At 53.6% G+C, this 19,081-nt stretch carries 8 protein-coding genes; all 8 read left to right on the top strand.

Features of this window, described 5'->3' with window-relative positions:
- The gene (locus AC50Y3_RS22475) at window positions 1–885 is read left to right on the top strand and encodes a carbohydrate ABC transporter permease (RefSeq protein WP_494820986.1); all 885 of its coding nucleotides are present in this window, start codon (window positions 1–3) and stop codon (window positions 883–885) included.
- Between the two features lie 27 nt (window positions 886–912).
- A complete protein-coding gene (locus tag AC50Y3_RS22470) occupies window positions 913–2,337 on the top strand; it encodes an alpha-amylase family glycosyl hydrolase (protein WP_494820954.1) in 1,425 nt (474 codons plus the stop codon).
- A gap of 75 nt (window positions 2,338–2,412) precedes the next feature.
- On the top strand, window positions 2,413–8,928 hold the full coding sequence (locus tag AC50Y3_RS22465; RefSeq protein WP_494820953.1) for an S-layer homology domain-containing protein: 6,516 nt from the start codon (window positions 2,413–2,415) through the stop codon (window positions 8,926–8,928).
- 186 nt (window positions 8,929–9,114) lie between these two features.
- Window positions 9,115–12,327, top strand: a complete 3,213-nt coding sequence (locus tag AC50Y3_RS22460; RefSeq protein WP_494820952.1) for a CARDB domain-containing protein — start codon at window positions 9,115–9,117, stop codon at window positions 12,325–12,327.
- A 195-nt stretch (window positions 12,328–12,522) separates the two neighbouring features.
- Window positions 12,523–15,384 (top strand): S-layer homology domain-containing protein, encoded by a 2,862-nt coding sequence (locus AC50Y3_RS22455; protein WP_494820951.1) that lies wholly within the window; start codon window positions 12,523–12,525, stop codon window positions 15,382–15,384.
- An 844-nt stretch (window positions 15,385–16,228) separates the two neighbouring features.
- On the top strand, window positions 16,229–17,146 hold the full coding sequence (locus AC50Y3_RS22450) for a sugar phosphate isomerase/epimerase family protein (RefSeq protein WP_494820950.1): 918 nt from the start codon (window positions 16,229–16,231) through the stop codon (window positions 17,144–17,146).
- Window positions 17,143–18,219, top strand: coding sequence for a Gfo/Idh/MocA family protein (locus tag AC50Y3_RS22445; protein ID WP_494820949.1), 1,077 nt, complete (start codon window positions 17,143–17,145; stop codon window positions 18,217–18,219). Before AC50Y3_RS22450 ends, AC50Y3_RS22445 begins: the two co-directional genes overlap by 4 nt.
- The gene (locus AC50Y3_RS22440) at window positions 18,216–19,040 is read left to right on the top strand and encodes a sugar phosphate isomerase/epimerase family protein (RefSeq protein ID WP_494820948.1); all 825 of its coding nucleotides are present in this window, start codon (window positions 18,216–18,218) and stop codon (window positions 19,038–19,040) included. The genes AC50Y3_RS22445 and AC50Y3_RS22440 overlap by 4 nt, the downstream gene beginning before the upstream one ends.
- Window positions 19,041–19,081 lie beyond the last annotated feature (41 nt).

Raw genomic sequence — 19,081 nt, 5'->3', positions numbered from 1 at the left:
ATGATTACCGAACGTTCAGCGGTTTCCAGACTATTCAACGGATTGAATATCATTCTTCTCTTGGCGATTATGCTCTTATGCTTGTTGCCGGTCTGGTATACCTTATCCATTTCATTAAGCGATAAAGCTGCGGCGTCGGCAGGGCAGGTGTTCTTGTGGCCGAAAGGCTTCACGTTTGGTTCTTATGAGACAATCATGAAAGATGGGCAATTTTTCAAATCGTTCTTTATTTCGGTGCAGCGCGTCCTCTACGGATCTGCCATTTCCTTCTTCGTCATTCTGTTAATGGCTTATCCGCTTTCGAAGAGCGGCAAGGAATTTAAAGCCAGAAACGTGATTATGTGGCTTCTGGTCTTCGCGATGCTCTTCAATGGCGGCTTGGTGCCGTGGTATCTGACGATGAAATCGCTCGGCATGATTAACAGCATCTGGGGGTTGGTGCTTGGCGGGGGCTTGCCGGTATTTAACGTCATTCTCGTCATGAACTATTTCCGGAATATGCCGAAGGAAGTGGAAGAATCCGCATTGATGGATGGGGCGGGGCCGTGGCGGATCTTGTTCAGCATCTTCTTGCCGCTTGCTATGCCCGTGCTTGCTACCGTGCTCGTATTTACGATCGTGTATCATTGGAACGAGTTTTTCCAAGCGCTCGTGCTGATGAATAAATCGGTTCACTACCCGCTGCAGTCCTACATTAGGCAGGTCGCGGTGGTGATCGATCCGACCAAAATGGATGAGGAATCGGTCAAACGAATGTCCGAGTTATCCAACCAGACGCTCAATGCGGCCAAAATCTTCATTTCCATGCTGCCGCTGCTCGTCATTTACCCCTTCCTGCAAAAGTATTTTGTCAAAGGGATCACCCTTGGCTCTGTAAAAGGTTAATAAGCGAACGGATGGTGAGTCATAGTCATGAAGCGCTTTGTTGCTCTGCCTCTGGCGGTTTGTCTGCTCAGCTTGGTTGTTCTGGTCTCCGCCTGCAGCAGCTCAAATCGCGAAGCAGAGGTGAAAGCTGCGGCTGATCAGAAGCAGGATGAGGACAAGAATCGGGTGCAGAAAACCATTGGAACGGCGGTTCCGGACTGGTCAGAGAAGGCCGTCATGTACGAGGTCAATATCAGGCAATACACGAAGGAAGGGACATTCAAGGCATTCGAAGCCCATCTGCCAAGGCTCAAGGAGCTTGGCGTGGATATCTTATGGCTCATGCCCATTCACCCCATCTCCAAGAAGAACCGCAACGGGACCTTGGGGTCCTATTATGCGGTTGATGATTATAAAGCGGTTAATCCGGAGTTCGGTACGGAGGCGGATTTCCGGGCATTGGTGAACAAAGCCCATGATATGGGCTTCAAGGTCATGCTGGATTGGGTGGCCAATCATACGGGCTGGGACAATCCTTGGCTAGCTAATCCGGGCTGGTATACGACGGATGAGAATGGCCATATCGTGCAGCCTCCGGGTACGAATTGGACGGATGTAGCCGACTTGAATTATGACAATGCGGATATGCAAGCCGCCATGATCGATGCGCTGAAGTATTGGGTCAAGGAATTTGATATCGACGGCTACCGCTGCGATTATGCCGGCGGTGTGCCAACGGCTTTCTGGGAGAAAGCGCGAATAGAGCTGGAGCAGATCAAGCCGGTCTACATGCTGGCGGAAGATGATCAGCAGATCGGACTCTTGAAACATGCGTTCAACGCTAATTACGGCTGGCAGCTGTACAACATGATGAATCGGATTGCCAAAGGACTCGGCAATGCGGAGCAAGTGAAGAAGTACGGGGAGCGACTCGCGAAGACATATCCCGGCGGCACCTATCCGCTGAACTTCACGTCCAATCATGATGAGAATTCCTGGACAGGAACGGAGTATGAACGGCTGAAGGATGCGGTGAAGCCGATGGCGGCACTCAGCTTCACCATGCCTGGCATGCCTTTGATTTACTCCGGACAGGAAGCCGGTTTGAACAAGCGGCTTCAGTTCTTCGAGAAGGATGAGATTGCTTGGGATGATTTAGCGATGTCGGCGTTGTACACGGATCTTATTCGATTGAAGCATGACAATCCGGCGCTGTGGAACGGCCATGCAGGCGGTGCTTATCGCACCTTAGCGGCCGCGGGCAACGGTGATATCCTTGCTTTTGAGAGAACGAAAGACAGCAACAGAGTCATCGTCGTTATGAATTTGTCGGATGAACCCGTGAAGAGTGCGATCCAAACAGGTGAAGCTGCGGGAAGCTATAAAGCGTTTCCTTCCGGGGCGGCAGTGGATGTCACGGCTGAGCAAGCGGTCGAGTTAGCCCCATGGGAATACCTGATTTATACGCATTAAGAGGAACGGAGTCCGGGGCTGCCCGGGCTTCCGAGCATTAGGAAGTTCAAAATTGAATCAAGGTGGAGTCTATTTATGCGGAAAAGCCAGATGCGCCGATTATCGCTGCTCGTTATGGTCCTGTTTGTGCTGGGCACTTACTTCCCTGTTTTTCCCGGTGGGGGAGCTCAGACTGCGGGGGCTGCTGGAGTAGTTGCAGGAAATCAGTCTCAATTCGTGCGGATACAGAACAATTACACGGGGAAGTTTCTGTTTGCCTCGGAAGACGGGAAAGTCGCTTACGGTACGCCTGAAGAGACGGATCAAGCGTCACATTGGGAGCTGGAGGCTGTCTCCTCGGATGGGGATGTGCAGACCGTCCGGATCAAGAACCGCGAGACGGGCACTTATATGTCGGTGGAGAACTGGGAGAATTACGGAAGTCCGGTTCAATTATCGGATGTAGGCGTAAGTTCATCTGTTTTGGAATGGCATGTTTTGAATGCGGTTACAAACGGGTTCGTGAACATTCAAAGCAAGGTGAATTCAGCGAATTATCTACATATGGAGGATAAGACGGGTTATGCCCAATCCAGCTCCATCCCGCCGGAATGGGGTTCTGCGCAGTGGAAGCTGGCGCCGGTAACCGACTATGTCCGGTTCAAGAACTACTACAAGCCCAATCCGGCAGACCCGGATAAATATTTAATGGCGAAGGACGGCAAAGTCGGCTACGGCAATCCGGACCCGGCAGACCCTGCCTCCCATTGGGTGATCGAACAAGATGGCGATCAGGTGAGAATCAAGAATCGGGCAACCGGCCAGTACATGTCGGAGGAGCACTGGACAGATTGGGCCAGTCCGGTTGAACTGCTGGATGTTGGCGAGAATCCGGCGTACGTGCAGTGGAAGATTCTGGACGCCGTTAATGCCGGCTTCTATGTCATCCAATCCGCAGTCGATGCGAATCGCTACATACATGTGCAGGACAACACCGGCTATGCCCAAGGAGGCGTCATTCCCCCGGATTGGGGTACCCCGCAGTGGGCGATCGAAACGGTAACCGGTAAAGAGCCGTACAATCCGAATCCCGATCCAGATGAGTCGGGTCCGGCCTATGTACGCATTAAGAATGATTGGCTGGGCTTGTACATGATTGAAGATAATGGCGAGCTGAAGTATGGCAACGCGCTGCCAGGCAACCGTGCATCGCACTGGTTGGTTGTGAAGGAGGACGGAGTTCAGCGGCTGCAAAATCGGGAGACCGGCCACTATATCAGCCTGTCGGGCATCACTTCCGACAAAATGGCGGTTAAGGTCGTGGCAGCGGACGAGAGCCGGCCCTCGGAGCAGCTCATTATCGACAACTTGAATACGGAAGGCAACAAGCTGATTCGCAGCGCTTCGGTGGAAGGTCAGTATCTCCATGTGGAGAAGAAGCTTGGTTTTGTACAGTACGGATCGATTCCCGCGGAATGGGGCAGTCCGAAATGGGCGTTCATTCCGGTGCGGGATCAAGACGTTCCTCATTATATTCGATTAAAAAACAGCTACAGAGGCTCATATTTGGTTGAAGAGAACGGTCAAGTCATGGCCGGCGATGCAGCGGCGGATAACGCGCTGTCCCACTGGCAGCTGGTGGATGCAGGCAACGGATTGATGCGAATTAAGAACCGAGCTACGGGGCATTCCATGAATGTCGAGGGCATGCAGGAAGGGCCGGAACCTCACAAGCATCCGCTGCGCAGCACGGAGGTGGAGGAGAGCTGGACCAGTGCCAAATGGACCGTATCGGAGCCTTCATCCGGCGTATATGTATTCAGAAATGGTTATCAGACGGATCAAGTGATTCATGTGGAAGACAATTTGGGCTATGCCCAATCCAGCAATATTCCCGAGTTCTGGGGAAGCGCGCAGTGGGTAGCGGAGGATGCGCCTGCGTCTTCGGAGACGGTGCTGCCGGATGGATTTGTCCGCCTGAAGAATGCGGATACAGGCTTATATATGCTGGAGAACGAGCATGGCGTTGTCCTCTACGGATCTGCGAATGCGGACGATGCCCGCTCGCATTGGACATTCAGCCAGCTAGGGCAGACGGAAGGGCATTATCAACTGATCAACCGAGCGACAGGGCATGTCGTCGTTATGGATCCTAATCTCCCGTACCTCCAAAGCAAATCGGTAGCCGTGAGTACCGCTGCCGATCAATGGACGGTGGAAACGGCGCAGGGCAATTCGAACTTGCTGCTGCGAAGCGTGGAGCATCCATTGGAATATGCCCATGTACAAGATCGGATGGGATTCGTGCAGCTTGGACTGCGTTCGATAGAGTCCGCGGCGCTGCAGTGGGTCTTGGAGACCGCGCCGGAGGAAGGCAGCATTCCGGAGGTTGGCAGCGGAACCGAGTCGATCTGGACGGGACGGACAGATGCAGGTTATTTCAAGCTTGTTAATGAAGCAACCGGTAAAGCCGTTGCGGACCTAAACGGTGTTCCAGGTACGATGGCAACGGATGCGAGCTCCACGAATTTGGATTGGCTGCTGCAGGATGAGAATGGCTACAAGCTGATTCGTAATCTGGCATCAGGGGCATACTTGTCGGCCGCTCAGGATGGTGAGCTTGTGATGCATCCGTCCGTAGGAGCCGGCACGGCTTCGGAGACTGCCATGCAGTGGCGATTGACGGAACGAAATGGCATAACCGTGCTGGAGAGTGTGGATGAAGCGGGAATGTTGCTTCAGGTTTCAGGCAGCGGGGTTGCTCTAGTAGAGGGGCAGGCCGGTTCGCCTGCAGCCGGGCAGAAGTTTACCCTTGTTGCGGTGAAGATGGACGTAGACTACGAGGCGGAGCAAGCATTTGTGGTTGGTGGTGTGGAAGCCTCGATAGAGGCGAAAGGCTACACAGGTACAGGATTTATTGACGGATTCCAGAGCGTTGGCGATGCTGCGGTATTCTCCGTATTCGCAGATCAAACAGGCGAGTATGATGCGGTGATTCGTTATGCTAACGGCTCAGAGTCCGGCAAGCGATTGACGGCTAAGGTTAATGGGGTGAAAGCGGACAGTCTTAGCTTCGGCGCGGGATCGTCTTGGGATGATTGGCAGGCGCTTAATCTGAAGCTGAAGCTTCGCAGAGGCTTGAATACAATAACGATTGAGTATAGAACCGGGGACATGGGCTCCGTTTTCTTGGACCGGCTGACTTTGAAGAACGCGGTATCTCCTGCTTATCGGGGAGCGAGTGTAACCTATGATCAATTGGAAGCAGAGCACGCGAATGCCAATGGTGAAATTCTCGGACCGGATCGGACCTATCATGAAGCGGTTTCCGAGGCATCGGGCAGGCAAGCGGTACGCCTCAGCGAGACGGGAGATCAGGTGACATTCACCCTGAACCATCCCGCTAACCGAGTAACAGTCCGTTATTCCATCCCGGATTCGGCAGATGGAGCCGGGACGGAGTCGAAGGTTGGCTTGTATATCAATGGGGAGAAGCAGTCCGATATGGATTTGACCTCCAAGTACGCATGGGTGTATGGCTCCTATCCATGGACGAACCGCCCGGAAGATGGCGATGCCCATCGCTTCTTCGATGAAAGCAGCTTCGAGCTCGGCGATCTTCCGGCAGGAGCCACGCTTGAGCTTCGCAAAGAAGCAGACAGCGATGCGGACTACATCCTTGTTGATCTGATCGAAACAGATTGGGCCGATGCTCCTTATGAGATGCCGGCGGATTTCCTGTCCGTTGCCGAATTCGGCGCGGTTCCGGATGACACGCAAGATGACACGGAAGCGATTCGCAGCGCGATTGCGGCAGCTAAGCAGCAGGGCAAAGGGGTATGGATTCCAAAAGGAACCTTCCGCGTAGACAGCGGGCCAATCGAGCTGTCGGATATTACGCTCCGCGGTGCAGGCAAATGGCATACGGTGCTGGCAGGCGGCGGTTTTATGGGGAAAGGCAATCGCATTCAAGTGTTCGATTTGGCGATTGACGGTGAAGTTACGGCAAGGCGGGATGACAAGCAGGAGTCCGGCTTCGACGGTACCTTTGGCATCGGATCGACCATCCAGCAGGTGCGCGTCGATCATACGAAGGCTGGCATTTGGGTCACTCGACAAGAGCTGGCTGACGGCACGTCGCTGGCTACGGACGGACTGTACATTGCCGGCGTTCAAATTCGCAACACCTTCGCGGATGGCATCAATTTCAGTACAGGTACGAAACATGCCATGGTCGAGCAGAGCCAATTGCGCAATACAGGGGACGATGCGCTCGCAATATGGGCAAACGGCGAACAGTCCGTAGGCAATACGTTCCGTTTCAATACGGCACAGCTGCCATGGCTCTCCAACACTATTGCGGTTTACGGCGGCCAAGATATCCGGGTAACCGATAATCTGGTTACGGATACGGTAGCCTTCGGGGCAGGAATAAGCGTCAGCACGCGCCATAACCCGCAAGCCTTTGAAGGGGAGACGATCGTGGAACGCAACACGCTGCTTCGAACAGGAGGACGGGAGCATAACTGGCCGGCAGACTTCGGCGGATTATTCTTGTTCACCGACAGCAGGGAGATGACCGGGAAGATTGCGATTCGGAGCAATCTCATTCAAGACAGCACCTACCAAGGCATATCGCTGCTCGGTGAGAAAGCAACGGCAGGCATCGTGCTCGAGAATAACGTTGTGGACGGAGCCGGAACCTGGGGCATCCATGCAGCCGGTAATATTAGCGGCACGGCTATGTTCGGCAATACCGTCGTCAGAGGTGTCCGTGTCGGAGAATTCATGGACGGGGCACAAGGCTTTGAGTTTCTGACAAAGGATGCCGGATTTAGCTTTGACGCGAAGCCTTTCGAGGTTCTGCTTGACGGGGTTTCCACTTCGGATGCCTCCTATCAGCTTGAAGCGGGAGCGTCTAAGCAAGCAGCTGTTCGTGTGAATCAGCTTCCGGTTACAGAGGGAGTTAATTGGTTCATTTCCGATTCAGCCATCGCATCTGTGAGTGAGGCTGGTTTGGTAACTGCGAAACGAGCAGGCAGAACGACGATGACCGTTACCAAGGACAGTATGGCCAGAGTGTTCACCTTGGAGGTAACGGATCGGACAGCTCCGGAATGGGATTCCGGCAGCAAGCTGGAGCTTTCGGCGGATACAGGCACCGCTTGGATTGTTGAATGGCCGGCTGCACAAGATGACAGCGGCGTCTCGGCCTACCGCGTTACATGGGGCGGGAAATACCGAACTGTAGCTGCAGATGTGCTTCAACTGCAGATAACCGATTTGGCTTCGGGTACAGCGTACGCAGTCCATGTGGATGCACGCGACTCGTCAGGTAATTGGACGGCGGTTCCGCTTACGGCTTCTTTCACGACCGCGTCGGTATTGCCGCCGTCTGCACCGGGAGGCGTCGCTGAGAATACATGGATTCGTGAAAGCGAGACAGCACAAGGCGTACCTGTATTCACAGTGGATCAAGCTGAGCTGAAGCGCAGATTGCTTGAACTGCAAAGCGGCAGCGAGGCGAAAGAGCTGGTTATTGCGACCGGTTCGAAGGAGCCTGGTGCCGAGGTCTTGCTGCCGGCTACGACTTTGCGTGATGGCGCTGCAGTTGCAGCAGAAACCAGCATCGTGATTAGGCATGCAGGGGCATCCTATGTGCTTCCGCTTAGCAAGATTGCGGCGCTGCTCCCAGCGGACTCCGACGCAGTCCTGCGTATAATCATTCGGCAGATCGAGCCAGGGGAGGCGGGGACTTCCGCGGCTGGAACGACAGGAATCGAACTGCGCAGCGACATCTTCGAGTTCCAATTATCCATTGAGACCAAAGGAGCTGCAGCTGTAGATCTACATGATCTGGGCGGCGTGTATTTCACTAGGGTCATCCCGGTAAACGGCGATCTTTCATTCGATACGGCAACCGGCGTTGTTTATGACGAAGCTGCCAAGCAGTGGCGCCATGTTCCAACGCATTTCGCGAAGTTAGCAGATGGAACGGTAGAAGCGACCCTTCAGAGTGTGACGAACAGTCTGTATGCCGTCATCGACAAACCTGTTTCTTTCAAGGACCTGCAAGGACATTGGGCAGCGTCAGCCATCAATGCTTTGGCTTCAAAGCGGATTGTATCGGGATCAGATGGCGCGACCTTCCGGCCGAATCAAGCCGTTACCCGTGCTGAATTCACCAAAATGATAGCCGAGGCACTGGGGCTGCCGGCTGTCGCAACCAACCTTTTCAAAGACATTCCGTCAGACGCTTGGTACAACGGAGCAGTCGGCGCAGCAGTGAAAACAGGCATCATTAGCGGCTATACAGACGGCAATTTCCGCCCGAAAGACTTGATTACCAGGGAGGAAATGATAGTTATGCTGATGCGGGCTTACCGCGCCGCAGGCCAAGCCCAAGATACGACTATTATGGTCCAGAGCTTACCGTTCAAGGATGCGAATCAAATCGCCGCATGGTCACTGCCATCGATCAAAGATGCGGTCGCATTGAAGCTTGTCCAAGGTCATGCGGATGGCAGCATCGGACCGAAGGAGGGGGCAACGCGGGCGGAAGCGGCTGTCATGCTGACGAATCTGCTGAAAGCATTGGCATTCCAGAACTAGATAGCCTATTCGCTAGATTCCACTCGCCCTTCCTATGCGCTAACGGGGAGGCGAGTGGATATCTACCCGAGCAAATCGTTAAGGAGGTGGGGCCGCCAAGCAAGATTAGCATTATGGCTAAGGTACAGGGTTACATAAAGGTATTTGTTCCGCGGCTTGGATTGAAAACATCGAGGAGGTCTGTTAATGCGCAGTAGAAGCAAAATATCCGTTTATTTCATGATTGTGGCACTAATCCTTTCCCAATTGGTTATCTTCCCGCATATGGCGAAAGCGGCCGGTGGTCCTGACTTGGTTGTAACAGGAATCACATGGACGCCGGCTTCGCCTCAGACCGGCAATGAGGTCACCTTCAGCGCAACGATTAAGAATCAAGGTGCTGATCCGAGTCCGGCAGGCGTTGTCCACGGCGTGTTGTTCGCGATAGACGGCACGTCCGTAAGCTGGAGCGACAATTACACCTCTTCCATCGCGGCGGGGGCATCCGTAACGGTTACGGCTACAGGAGGTCCGAGCGCGAAAGCCTCATGGACGGCAACTTCCGGAACGCATACGGTGAGCGCGTATGTGGATGATGTGAACCGAATTGCGGAATCCAATGAAAGCAACAATACGTGGAGTCAAAGCATCAGTTTATCCAGCTCGGGAACACCGGATTTGGTCGTAACCGATATTACGTGGACGCCGGCTTCTCCTCAGACAGGCAATGAAGTGACCTTCAGCGCTGTTATCAAGAACCAAGGAACAGCAGCAACATCGGCGGGTACGATTCACGGCGTGCTGTTTACCGTAGATGGAACATCCGTAAACTGGAGCGATAATTACACTTCTTCCTTGGCCGCTGGTGCATCCGTTACGGTAACGGCTACAGGAGGTCCGAACGCCAAGTCTTCATGGACTGCGGCATCCGGTACCCATACGGTCCGAGCCTTTATCGATGATGTGAACCGAATTGCGGAATCCAATGAGTCGAACAACACGTTTGACAAAAGCATTACAACAGGAGCGGGAGCCGGAACACCGGACCTCGTCGTCACCGATGTTTCCTGGTCGCCGGCTTCACCACAGACAGGCAATGAAGTGGCCTTCAGCGCCGTCATTAAGAACCAAGGGACTGCTGCAACTCCTGCGGGAACGATACACGGTGTCGTTTTCTCCATTAATGGGACATCCGTGAACTGGAGTGACAATTACACTTCATCCATACCGGCGGGCAGCTCCGTTACGGTAACGGCTACAGGAGGACCAAACACCAAAGCTACTTGGACGGCTGTGGCCGGCACGCAGACCGTAAGAGCTTTTGTAGATGACATCAACCGCATAACGGAATCGAATGATAACAATAACACCCTCGATGAAAGCATCCTGGTGAGCGTGCCCAGCAAACCTGACCTCGTCGTAACGGATGTTACATGGTCGCCTGCCTCCCCGGCAGCAGGAAACGCCGTCACCTTCAGTGCTGTCGTGAAGAATCAGGGAACAGCAGCTACAGCCGCCGGAACGGCAAGCAATGTATCGTTCTATGTAAACGGTACCAAAGTAAGTTCGGTCATCAACTACACCACATCCATTGCAGCGGGCGCTTCCGTCACGCTCACGCAAACCTCCGGATCATGGACGGCCGTCAACGGCATTCATACGGTGAATGCTGTCGTAGACGAAACGTCGCTAATCGGCGAGTTGGATGAGAACAACAATAGCTACAGCAAGAGTCTGACGATCGGAGTCGTCCAGAACTATGGCGCAACCGTACCTTACGACAGCTATGAAGCAGAGGACTTAACGATCGTCGGCGGATCCGTAACGGGCCCAAGCACAACCTGGACGACGGCGGAATCTGAAGCATCAGGCAGAAAAGCAGTACGTCTGGCACAAGGGCAATCCGTTGAATTGACGCTCAGTAACCCTGCGCAAGGCATTGTAGTGCGGTATTCGATGCCGGACAGTGCAACGGGCTCCGATATTTCTCAAAATATCAGCCTCTATGCGGGAAACTCCCATGCGGCAGATATTTCGCTAACAAACCGCTACTCCCACCAATATGGACAATATGGTTCCGACGGCGCTGAAATGCAGTGGTCGAATACGCCGGGAATCAATCACCATCGTTATTTTGACGAAAGTCGCGTCCTTCTGGGTCAGCAATATGCGGCAGGTACGAAGATCAAGCTCCAGTGGGATGCCAATGATTCCAATCCTTCCGGAAACACTTATGTCCTGATTGATTTAATCGAAACGGAAGCCGTTCCTGCGGCGATTGCCAAGCCATCGGATTATGTGTCGATCGCGAACTATGGGGCAACGGCCAATGACGGCGTAGATGACATGGCAGCTATGACCTCGGCTATTGCGGCAGTGAATGGCACTTCCATTAAAGGCGTATGGATCCCGGAAGGCACCTTCGACTTCAAAACAGGAACAAGAGGCACGACCAAAATCAAACTGCCGAGCGGAGCGTCCGTTAAAGGTGCAGGTATGTGGCGCTCGACGCTGCAGGGCGCTTATGCCGGCATTCTTTTGCAAGGCGGGAATGTGACGCTTTCCGATTTCATGATCAAGGCAGAGGAAACCTATCGTTCGAATGCAACGGGGATCGCCGGCATTGAAGGAAATGCGCTTAATTCTACGATCATGAATATTTGGATGGAGCACACGAAGGTTGGCCTATGGTTGAACGAAGGAACGGCTAATGCTTTGGTTTCTAAACTAAGGGTACGGGATACTTGGGCGGATGGAATCAACATTAACGGAGGCACGCTGAATACGATTGTGGAGCAAAGCAACTTCCGTAATAATGGGGATGACGGCATGGCCATGTGGTCGAAATCGCTGAATGGCGGCACGGGAACAGTGGAGGGCAGTACATTCCGCTACAACACGGTGCAGATCCCGAACCTTGCGAACGGCATTGGCATTTACGGAGGCAAAAATAATACGGTAAGCAATAACCTCATCCTGGATACGGTCGATAACGGCTCAGGCATCCAGTTCGGTACCAATCATAGCCCTACGGCGTTCACGGGTACGCTTACGATCACGAATAACAAGCTTGTTCGGAGCGGCTCGTACCATCATGATTACGGCTACCAAATCGGAGCGATCTGGGGGTATTGGGTCAATAATAACGGTCTGGCTCAAGGCTTGACCGTCAATGTAAGCAGCAATGTGATCGACAGCAGCACCTATTCAGGTGTATTCATTGAAGAACCAAGCGCAAGCGCGGTCGTGAATTACACGTCGAATACGATCAATAATTCGGGCACCTATGGCGTCTATGTAAGAGGTTCGGCGAATGGATCGGCAGCGTTCAACAATAATACGGTCAATGTCGCTCCATCCGGGAAGTTCAAGAATGATTCGGCGAGCTTTACGGCAACAGGTTCGGGGAACAACTGGTAAACTCTCAGGTAGATTAGCGTGATCGAACAGGCCGGCGCCTTAGGGTGCCGGCTTGTTTTATTTGTTGCGAGAGAAGAGGTTAATGGATAGCAAGGAATGTAAATAGGATGCAATAGTAACGCTTATGCGGCGATTGTACAATGAATAGGAAATGTAAGTTTTAGGGAAAAAATTGAATCAGAGAGGAAAGATGACATGAAGAAGCGGATAGGCGCCTTCGCGATGGCGATGATGATGCTTGCACCTATGAATTCGTTCGCGGCCGATGCTGCGGCTGCCTCATCGGAGGGTGTCGTTTACGGTAGTAATCTTGTTCCTAACGGTGATTTTGAAAGCGGTGCCATTGATTGGCCGAACTGGGTCAATATTAATATCGGCAAGGAAGCTCCACATGGGAAAGAGCAGGCTTTGAAAATCCCTGCCGGCTTCGGCATCACCGGACTCGATTTCGGCGCGCTGGAACCGAACCGGACGTATCGTTTCGGTGCTTGGTACAAGTTTGTGAATGGGGATGCCGGCGGTAATTTGAAGCTGACGCTTGGCAAGAATTTCTCGAAGCAGCTGGATTTTACCGAAAATGATGGGGAGTATCACTATATCGAAACGATATTTACCGCGCCGCCCGAGCTGATGCCAACCTCGAACTCGAATCTAACGCTTGTGAAGTGGTCAGGCGCGGATTTCTACCTCGATGATGTGGTGCTGGAGAAGGTTTCGAGTGCGGAGGATGTGAAGAAGGAGGCCATCGCGCCTGCTTTCCTGCATGCCACAGATAATTCGGAAACCGCCGTTGATCTGGTGTGGGAGAAGCCGCAAGGGAATCCGGCCGTGAAGTATACGGTGTACCAGGATGATAAGGCAGTCGGAGATACGGAGAAAACATCGTTTACGGTAGAAGGGCTAGAAGCTGGCGGCGTATACAACTTTAAGGTGGTTGCAGCTAAGGAGAGCCAGATTTCTTTTGCAACGAATACGCTTAATGTGCATACGGTAACGCCGCTTCCTGAGCTGACGAAGGAGCTGTATCCGGGCCAAATCGGTGTGGGTTTGGAAGGGCTTGGCGGGCGTGGATATGAGTTCGCTGATGCGGCCAAAACATTGCGGCAATGGGTGAAAGCGGACGGCAGCGAAGGTGTGAAGGTGGATGCCAATGGCTGGCCGACTGAGGATGCGGCGACCGTATTCTTCGACCATCGCCCCGTTGCGGCGTGGTTGAATGATATCGATGATCCGAAGAAGCAGTTCCCGGATATCAGCGGCGTGTACAAGCTGTCGTTCAAGGGTCAAGCGGTGCTTGGTAATTTGGATGCTTCGAGTCCGTTCCAGGTAGAGAATCAGAGATATGACAAGAAGTCGAACACGACGACGGCAGATATCGTACTGGCTAAAGGCAGCGGTTTGCTGTATATGACTTTCACGAAGACAAGCGGCGGCGTGAGCGACGTGAAGCTCATGCGTCCGGGTTATTCCGCAGGCGACACGTTTACGAAGGAGTTTCTGCAGGCGCTGCAGCCGTTTGGCACGCTTCGTTTCATGGACTGGTTGAGCACGAACAACAACAATCCGGCTTATCCGGCCGTTACGGAGTGGAGCGATCGCAAGCTGACGACCGATGCCACGCAGCTGCTTCAAGACGGAACGCATGGTGTGGCGTGGGAATATGTCATTGCGTTAGCTAACCAAACGGGGAAGGATATATGGATCAACATCCCGGTTGCGGCAAGCGATGACTATGTGAAGTCGCTGGCGGCGCTTCTGAAAGCGAAGCTGAACCCGGGGATCCACATTTATTTGGAGTATTCCAATGAAGTGTGGAACGATCTGTTCACTCAGCAGGCTTATAATAAAGCCGCGGCGATAGCTGATGGCGCGAAAGAGGGATCGGTACTGAATCAGTATACGATGCAATCGTATTTTGACGATCCGAACGATGGCGATTATACGCCGCAGAAACGTTCTTGGACGCGTCACCGGATTGCGCAGCGGTTGATCGAGATCGGTCAGCAGTTCCGGACCGTCTTCGGCGAAGACGCGCTGAACACGCGGGTTAGACCGGTGCTCGGCTGGTTCGCAATCATTCCGGATCAGTACGAGGATATGCTGAACTGGGTCAGCAAAGTGTACGGCGATCCGAAGAACTATTTCTATGCGATCGCCAGCGCGCCGTATTTTAATTCGAGCGCGGCAAGCGACGCAGCATCAACAACCGAGGTGCTGACGGCGATGCAGGAAGATAGCAAACGGTTCAGCAGTCCGGATGGAACGAAGCAGGAATTGATTACTTTGGCGGATCAATATGGCCTCAAATCGTACACGTACGAAGGCGGTCCTGACTCCGGCGGCGGCAGTACGATTAACGTGGAGAATCGGATTGCTGCACATCGTTCGGAGCGTATGGGCGATCTCGTCAAATACGACGTAGGCAACAACTTCCTGGATAAAAACGGCGACATGTTCATGTACTTCACGTTGACGAGCGGCTACAACCGTTACGGCATGTGGGGGGCATCTGAGGATATCCTCGACAATCTGGACACGCCAAAATATCAGGCGCTGACTTCATTGCTTGGCACCGATGCGCAGCCGTTCAAAGATGTGGCGAAATCGCACTTCGCCTACGAGGCCGTAAAATCGCTGTATGCCGCTCACATCGTAACAGGCGAGAATGAGAGCTTCCTTCCGAAGCGGGCACTTACAGTCGGCGAGCTCGAAGGGATGCTAAATCGCTTAGCGACTTACGTGCAATCGCGTTCGGTTGCAGCGCTTGCCGATTATAAGGCAGCGGATTTGGGCAATGGCTTTGTTACTCGCGAGCAGCTGGCAGTGCTGCTGGTGCAAGCATATGAGGCTGGCACAGGCCGGAAGGTGAAGCATCCTGAAGCGGTGGTGCTGAAGGATGCGAAGCAAGTGAAGGCCGAAGCGCTGCCTGCAGTTGAGGCGGCAGTGGCGACCGGCCTCATGTCGGCAGGCGGCGACGGCAAGTTCAAGCCGCAGATGCAGGTCACCCGCGCGGAAGCGGCAGTCGCGCTTGCGAGGTTGCTCGAGTACGTCCGCTAGGGCGAGGGAACTCGAGGTGTAGGGAGTTAGGCGGAACGGGACGTTGGCATGTAGTGACGAAATGGAAAGAGACGGACAAGTTAACCGGTTGCGGTTGGCTTGTCCGTTTTTCTTTGGTGTTGGAGGCGCTCGATGTCGCACTTTCAGCTCGCAGCCCGTACTTCTGCCGCGCACGAGCACCGCACCTGAACTTATCTCGAATCCGACTCTAGCCTCAACCTCAAGCCCAACCTCAAGCCCAAGCCCAAGCCCAACCCCAACCCCCGAGCTCCAAATCTCTCTACTACTTCCAACTAACTAGGCTGCTTCAGTAACTTCGACCACCTGGCTTATGCTTAAGCGGCTATTCCGCTAATGGAGCGTAATTTAGTCGGTTTTGTTTACTGAAAGCGGCTATTCCGCTAACAGAGTCGGGAATTGGGGGAATTGAGATAGTTTTGCGAGAATGTTGATACTTTAAGCGGCTATTCCGCTAATGGGGTGTAATTTAATTGGTTTTGTTTACTGAAAGCGGATATACCGCTAACAAAGATGGGAAGTGAGGGATTGATATTAGTTTGAAAGCCGAGAGGCGGTATTTCCGACTCTCAGCTTTGAAAAAGCAAGTTTTAGCGGCTGAAAGTCGGATTTGACGATTCCCGGGGGTAGTTTCGAGTGAGATGAGGTTAGTTTGAGAGCTGAGAGTCGGGTAAGCGACGCTAAGCTCTCGTCATATGTAAATGAAAAGCAACGGATGTCAATATTGACGCATAGTACCGCGGCGGGGCAGTTGCTACAATCAAGTCAAAGGCTGAATGTGTCAATTTTGGCTGAAGTTCTGGGATAGAAGGGATGAGACGCTACAATGGTTTTAGCTAATGGCAGCAGTCCGGATTGGTCGAGCGGGAGAGGGGCACGCCGTCCGTTAACATGGGGGTATGCGCTCGTATGGTACAACGGTTTTATTCGGCAGGGTGACGACTCGGTGCTGGGGAAACTCGACTTCTTGAAGCGGCATGGGCTTGTCACGACCGGCATAGACTTGAGTGAAATGGCAAAAATGGACGAGGCACGCCGTGATTATATAGGTGAAGAGTTGACCAAACATGGGCTGCAGCTGACGCCACGCATCGGATTTGACTACTTAAACGCCAGCAGAGACGAACGAGAACGGGAGACGGAGCGCATCGCGGAGCAGCTGCGCTTATGCCTGCCGCTTATGCGAGGTCAGATTGTAACGACGGGGATGCGAGCCGGTCATCGCTTTGACCGAGTAATGCCGCTTGAAGACAAGCTTGCCCGCGTATCGGCAGCGATGGCGCCGTTTGCGGCCATTTGCGCCGAGCTCGGAGCACCGCTAAGCGTGGAGAATCACGGCGATTATTACATCGCCGACTTGGTTCAGCTTTGCCAAGCGACCAAACAGCTCTACATTTACTTGGATACCGGCAATACCTACTTAATTGGAGAACGTCCGCTTCCCGCATTCGAACTTGCAGCGCCATACACCATTGGCACGCATTTCAAGGATCACATCGTAGGACCGCGTCCGGATGTCTATCCGCTTCAATTTGAAGTGAAGGGAGCCGCGCTTGGCGACGGTGACGTTCCGCTGCGCGAATGTTACGAGCTGCTTATGAAGCATGCACCGCTAAAGGATAAGCTGGTCATGGAAGTTGAGATGATTAGCCCTATGGATATGGACCCCCAGCTGTGCCTGGAGCGCTCCCTTCGTTTCATACAATCGCTTGAACCTATCGCCAAAGGAGAGATTTTGCAATGAGTGAAGCAAAATTACGCGCAGTCGTGATCGGCTGCCGAATGGGTTTGAACCACGCCAAAGCCATCGCCCTGCTGCCTGAGTTTGAGCTTGCTGGCCTATGCGATCTAAACGCGGATACAGCGCGCGATGCTGCTGCTCAAACCGGCGGTTCTGCGGCGATTTATACGGATTTCACCCTCATGCTGCAAGAACTGCGGCCGGATGTAGTTATCATCGCTACGCCGACCGGCTCTCACGCGCGTCTTACGATCATGGCTGCGGAAGCGGGAGTGAAGGCCGTTTACTGCGAGAAGCCGATGGCCGTTAACATGGGGGATGCCCGCAAAATGTTGCAGGTATGTGAAGCTAACAATACCTTGCTCATTATCGGCCACCAGCGCCGGATGTCTGCGCCATTCATGACGATGCGAAGATTAATGCAAGAGGGTGCAATCGGCAAACCGCGCCTGCTGCGTGCAACTTGCGCGGGTGATTTCTTAAGCGATGGCACGCACAGCGTAGATATTCTGCTCAGTCTTACAGGCGACGATAAGGTGAAATGGGTGCTTGCCGCCATGTTCAGGCAAGACGTAGAGCCGGGCTTACCGGATCAATACGATTACGCCATCTTTACCGGTCGCAGGTACGGTCATGCGGTCGAAAGCGGCATGATGGTGACGCTCGAATTCGAGAGCGGCATCCGCGCAGAGTTTCTGACAGGCGATGCGAGGCTGCCGGGCAGCGACTACCAAGACATCGAGGCAATCGGCGATCAAGGCCGCCTGTGGCGGGCCGGCGATAGCGCGAACCCTCAGGTGCAAATTCAAGATGCACAAGCCGGAGGTTTCCGCGCCGCCGAGCTGGATGCGCCGAATGGCTTTAACGATGGACTCCCCGGCGTGTTCCGTCAGTTGGCAATCTCGATGCAAACCGGCGCCCCGCATCCGCTTGCAGCATCCACTGCAATCAACGTTATGGAGGTTGTCATGGCCGCATACGAGTCGGCAAGACTTGGCCGAAGAATCGAGCTGCCGCTGAACCAAGACCGTTTCCCGCTTGATATTATGCTGGAAAGCGCGGTGACAGCGCCATGAGCATCATTGCATGCTCCACCTCCGTCCGCTGCGGCTCCGGCTTTGAAGAGGCACTGGCGTCCATCTCTTCGGCCGGCTTCCGCTACGTAGACATTCTCGCCATCGACGGCTGGGTTCACGTCAACACGAGTGAGCTCCAAACAGAACAAGACCAAGCCGAACAAATTAGCCGATCCAAGCAACTTTTAGCTCAATATAACCTACAGCCTGTGGCCACCAACAGCGGCGTATCCCCGCAGCTTCATGACCGTTCGCCGGAAGGCATATCCCGCAGGAAGGCGGAAACGGCCGGCCTAATGCAGTGGATGAAGGCACTCCAAATCAACATCGCAGCGATCCAGCCAAGGCAGCCCGATCGTTCCCGTCCTTGGGAAGAGGTGCTGGGCGATTGCGTCGCATCCCTTCAAGAGCAACTCGAGATTGCGAATGCAGAAGGCATCCGGATGGCGCTGGAGTTCCACGTAAACAGTCCGTTCGAGACGATGGAGCAGTGCGTTCGCCTTATGGAGCTAATGCCCGAGCTGCCGATCGTTTACGATCCTACCCATTTTGTGATGCAAGGAGTGCCGCTCGAAGAGACGTTTGTATTTCTAGATCGGGCAGCTCACGTTCATCTGCGCGATGCGGCAAGGGATCAGATGCAGGTTCGCTTCGGAACCGGAGACGTCGATTTCAATCGGGTTCTCGAAGAACTGAAGCAGCGCGGCTATCGGGGCGGCTTCTCCATCGAATATTTGCAGACGGATCAATTCGACGTGATGGAGGATGCCGTGAAGCTTTATGATCGCATTAAGGAAGCTTTTCCGGCGGTAACGATGTAGCTAGTGCAAGGCTAAGCCCATGGACAATGTTCATGGCTTTT

The organism is Paenibacillus sp. J22R98 (genome assembly GCF_059383835.1).
Note: the sequence above shows the minus strand (reverse complement) of the source record. Positions and strands in the feature narration are given on the sequence as shown.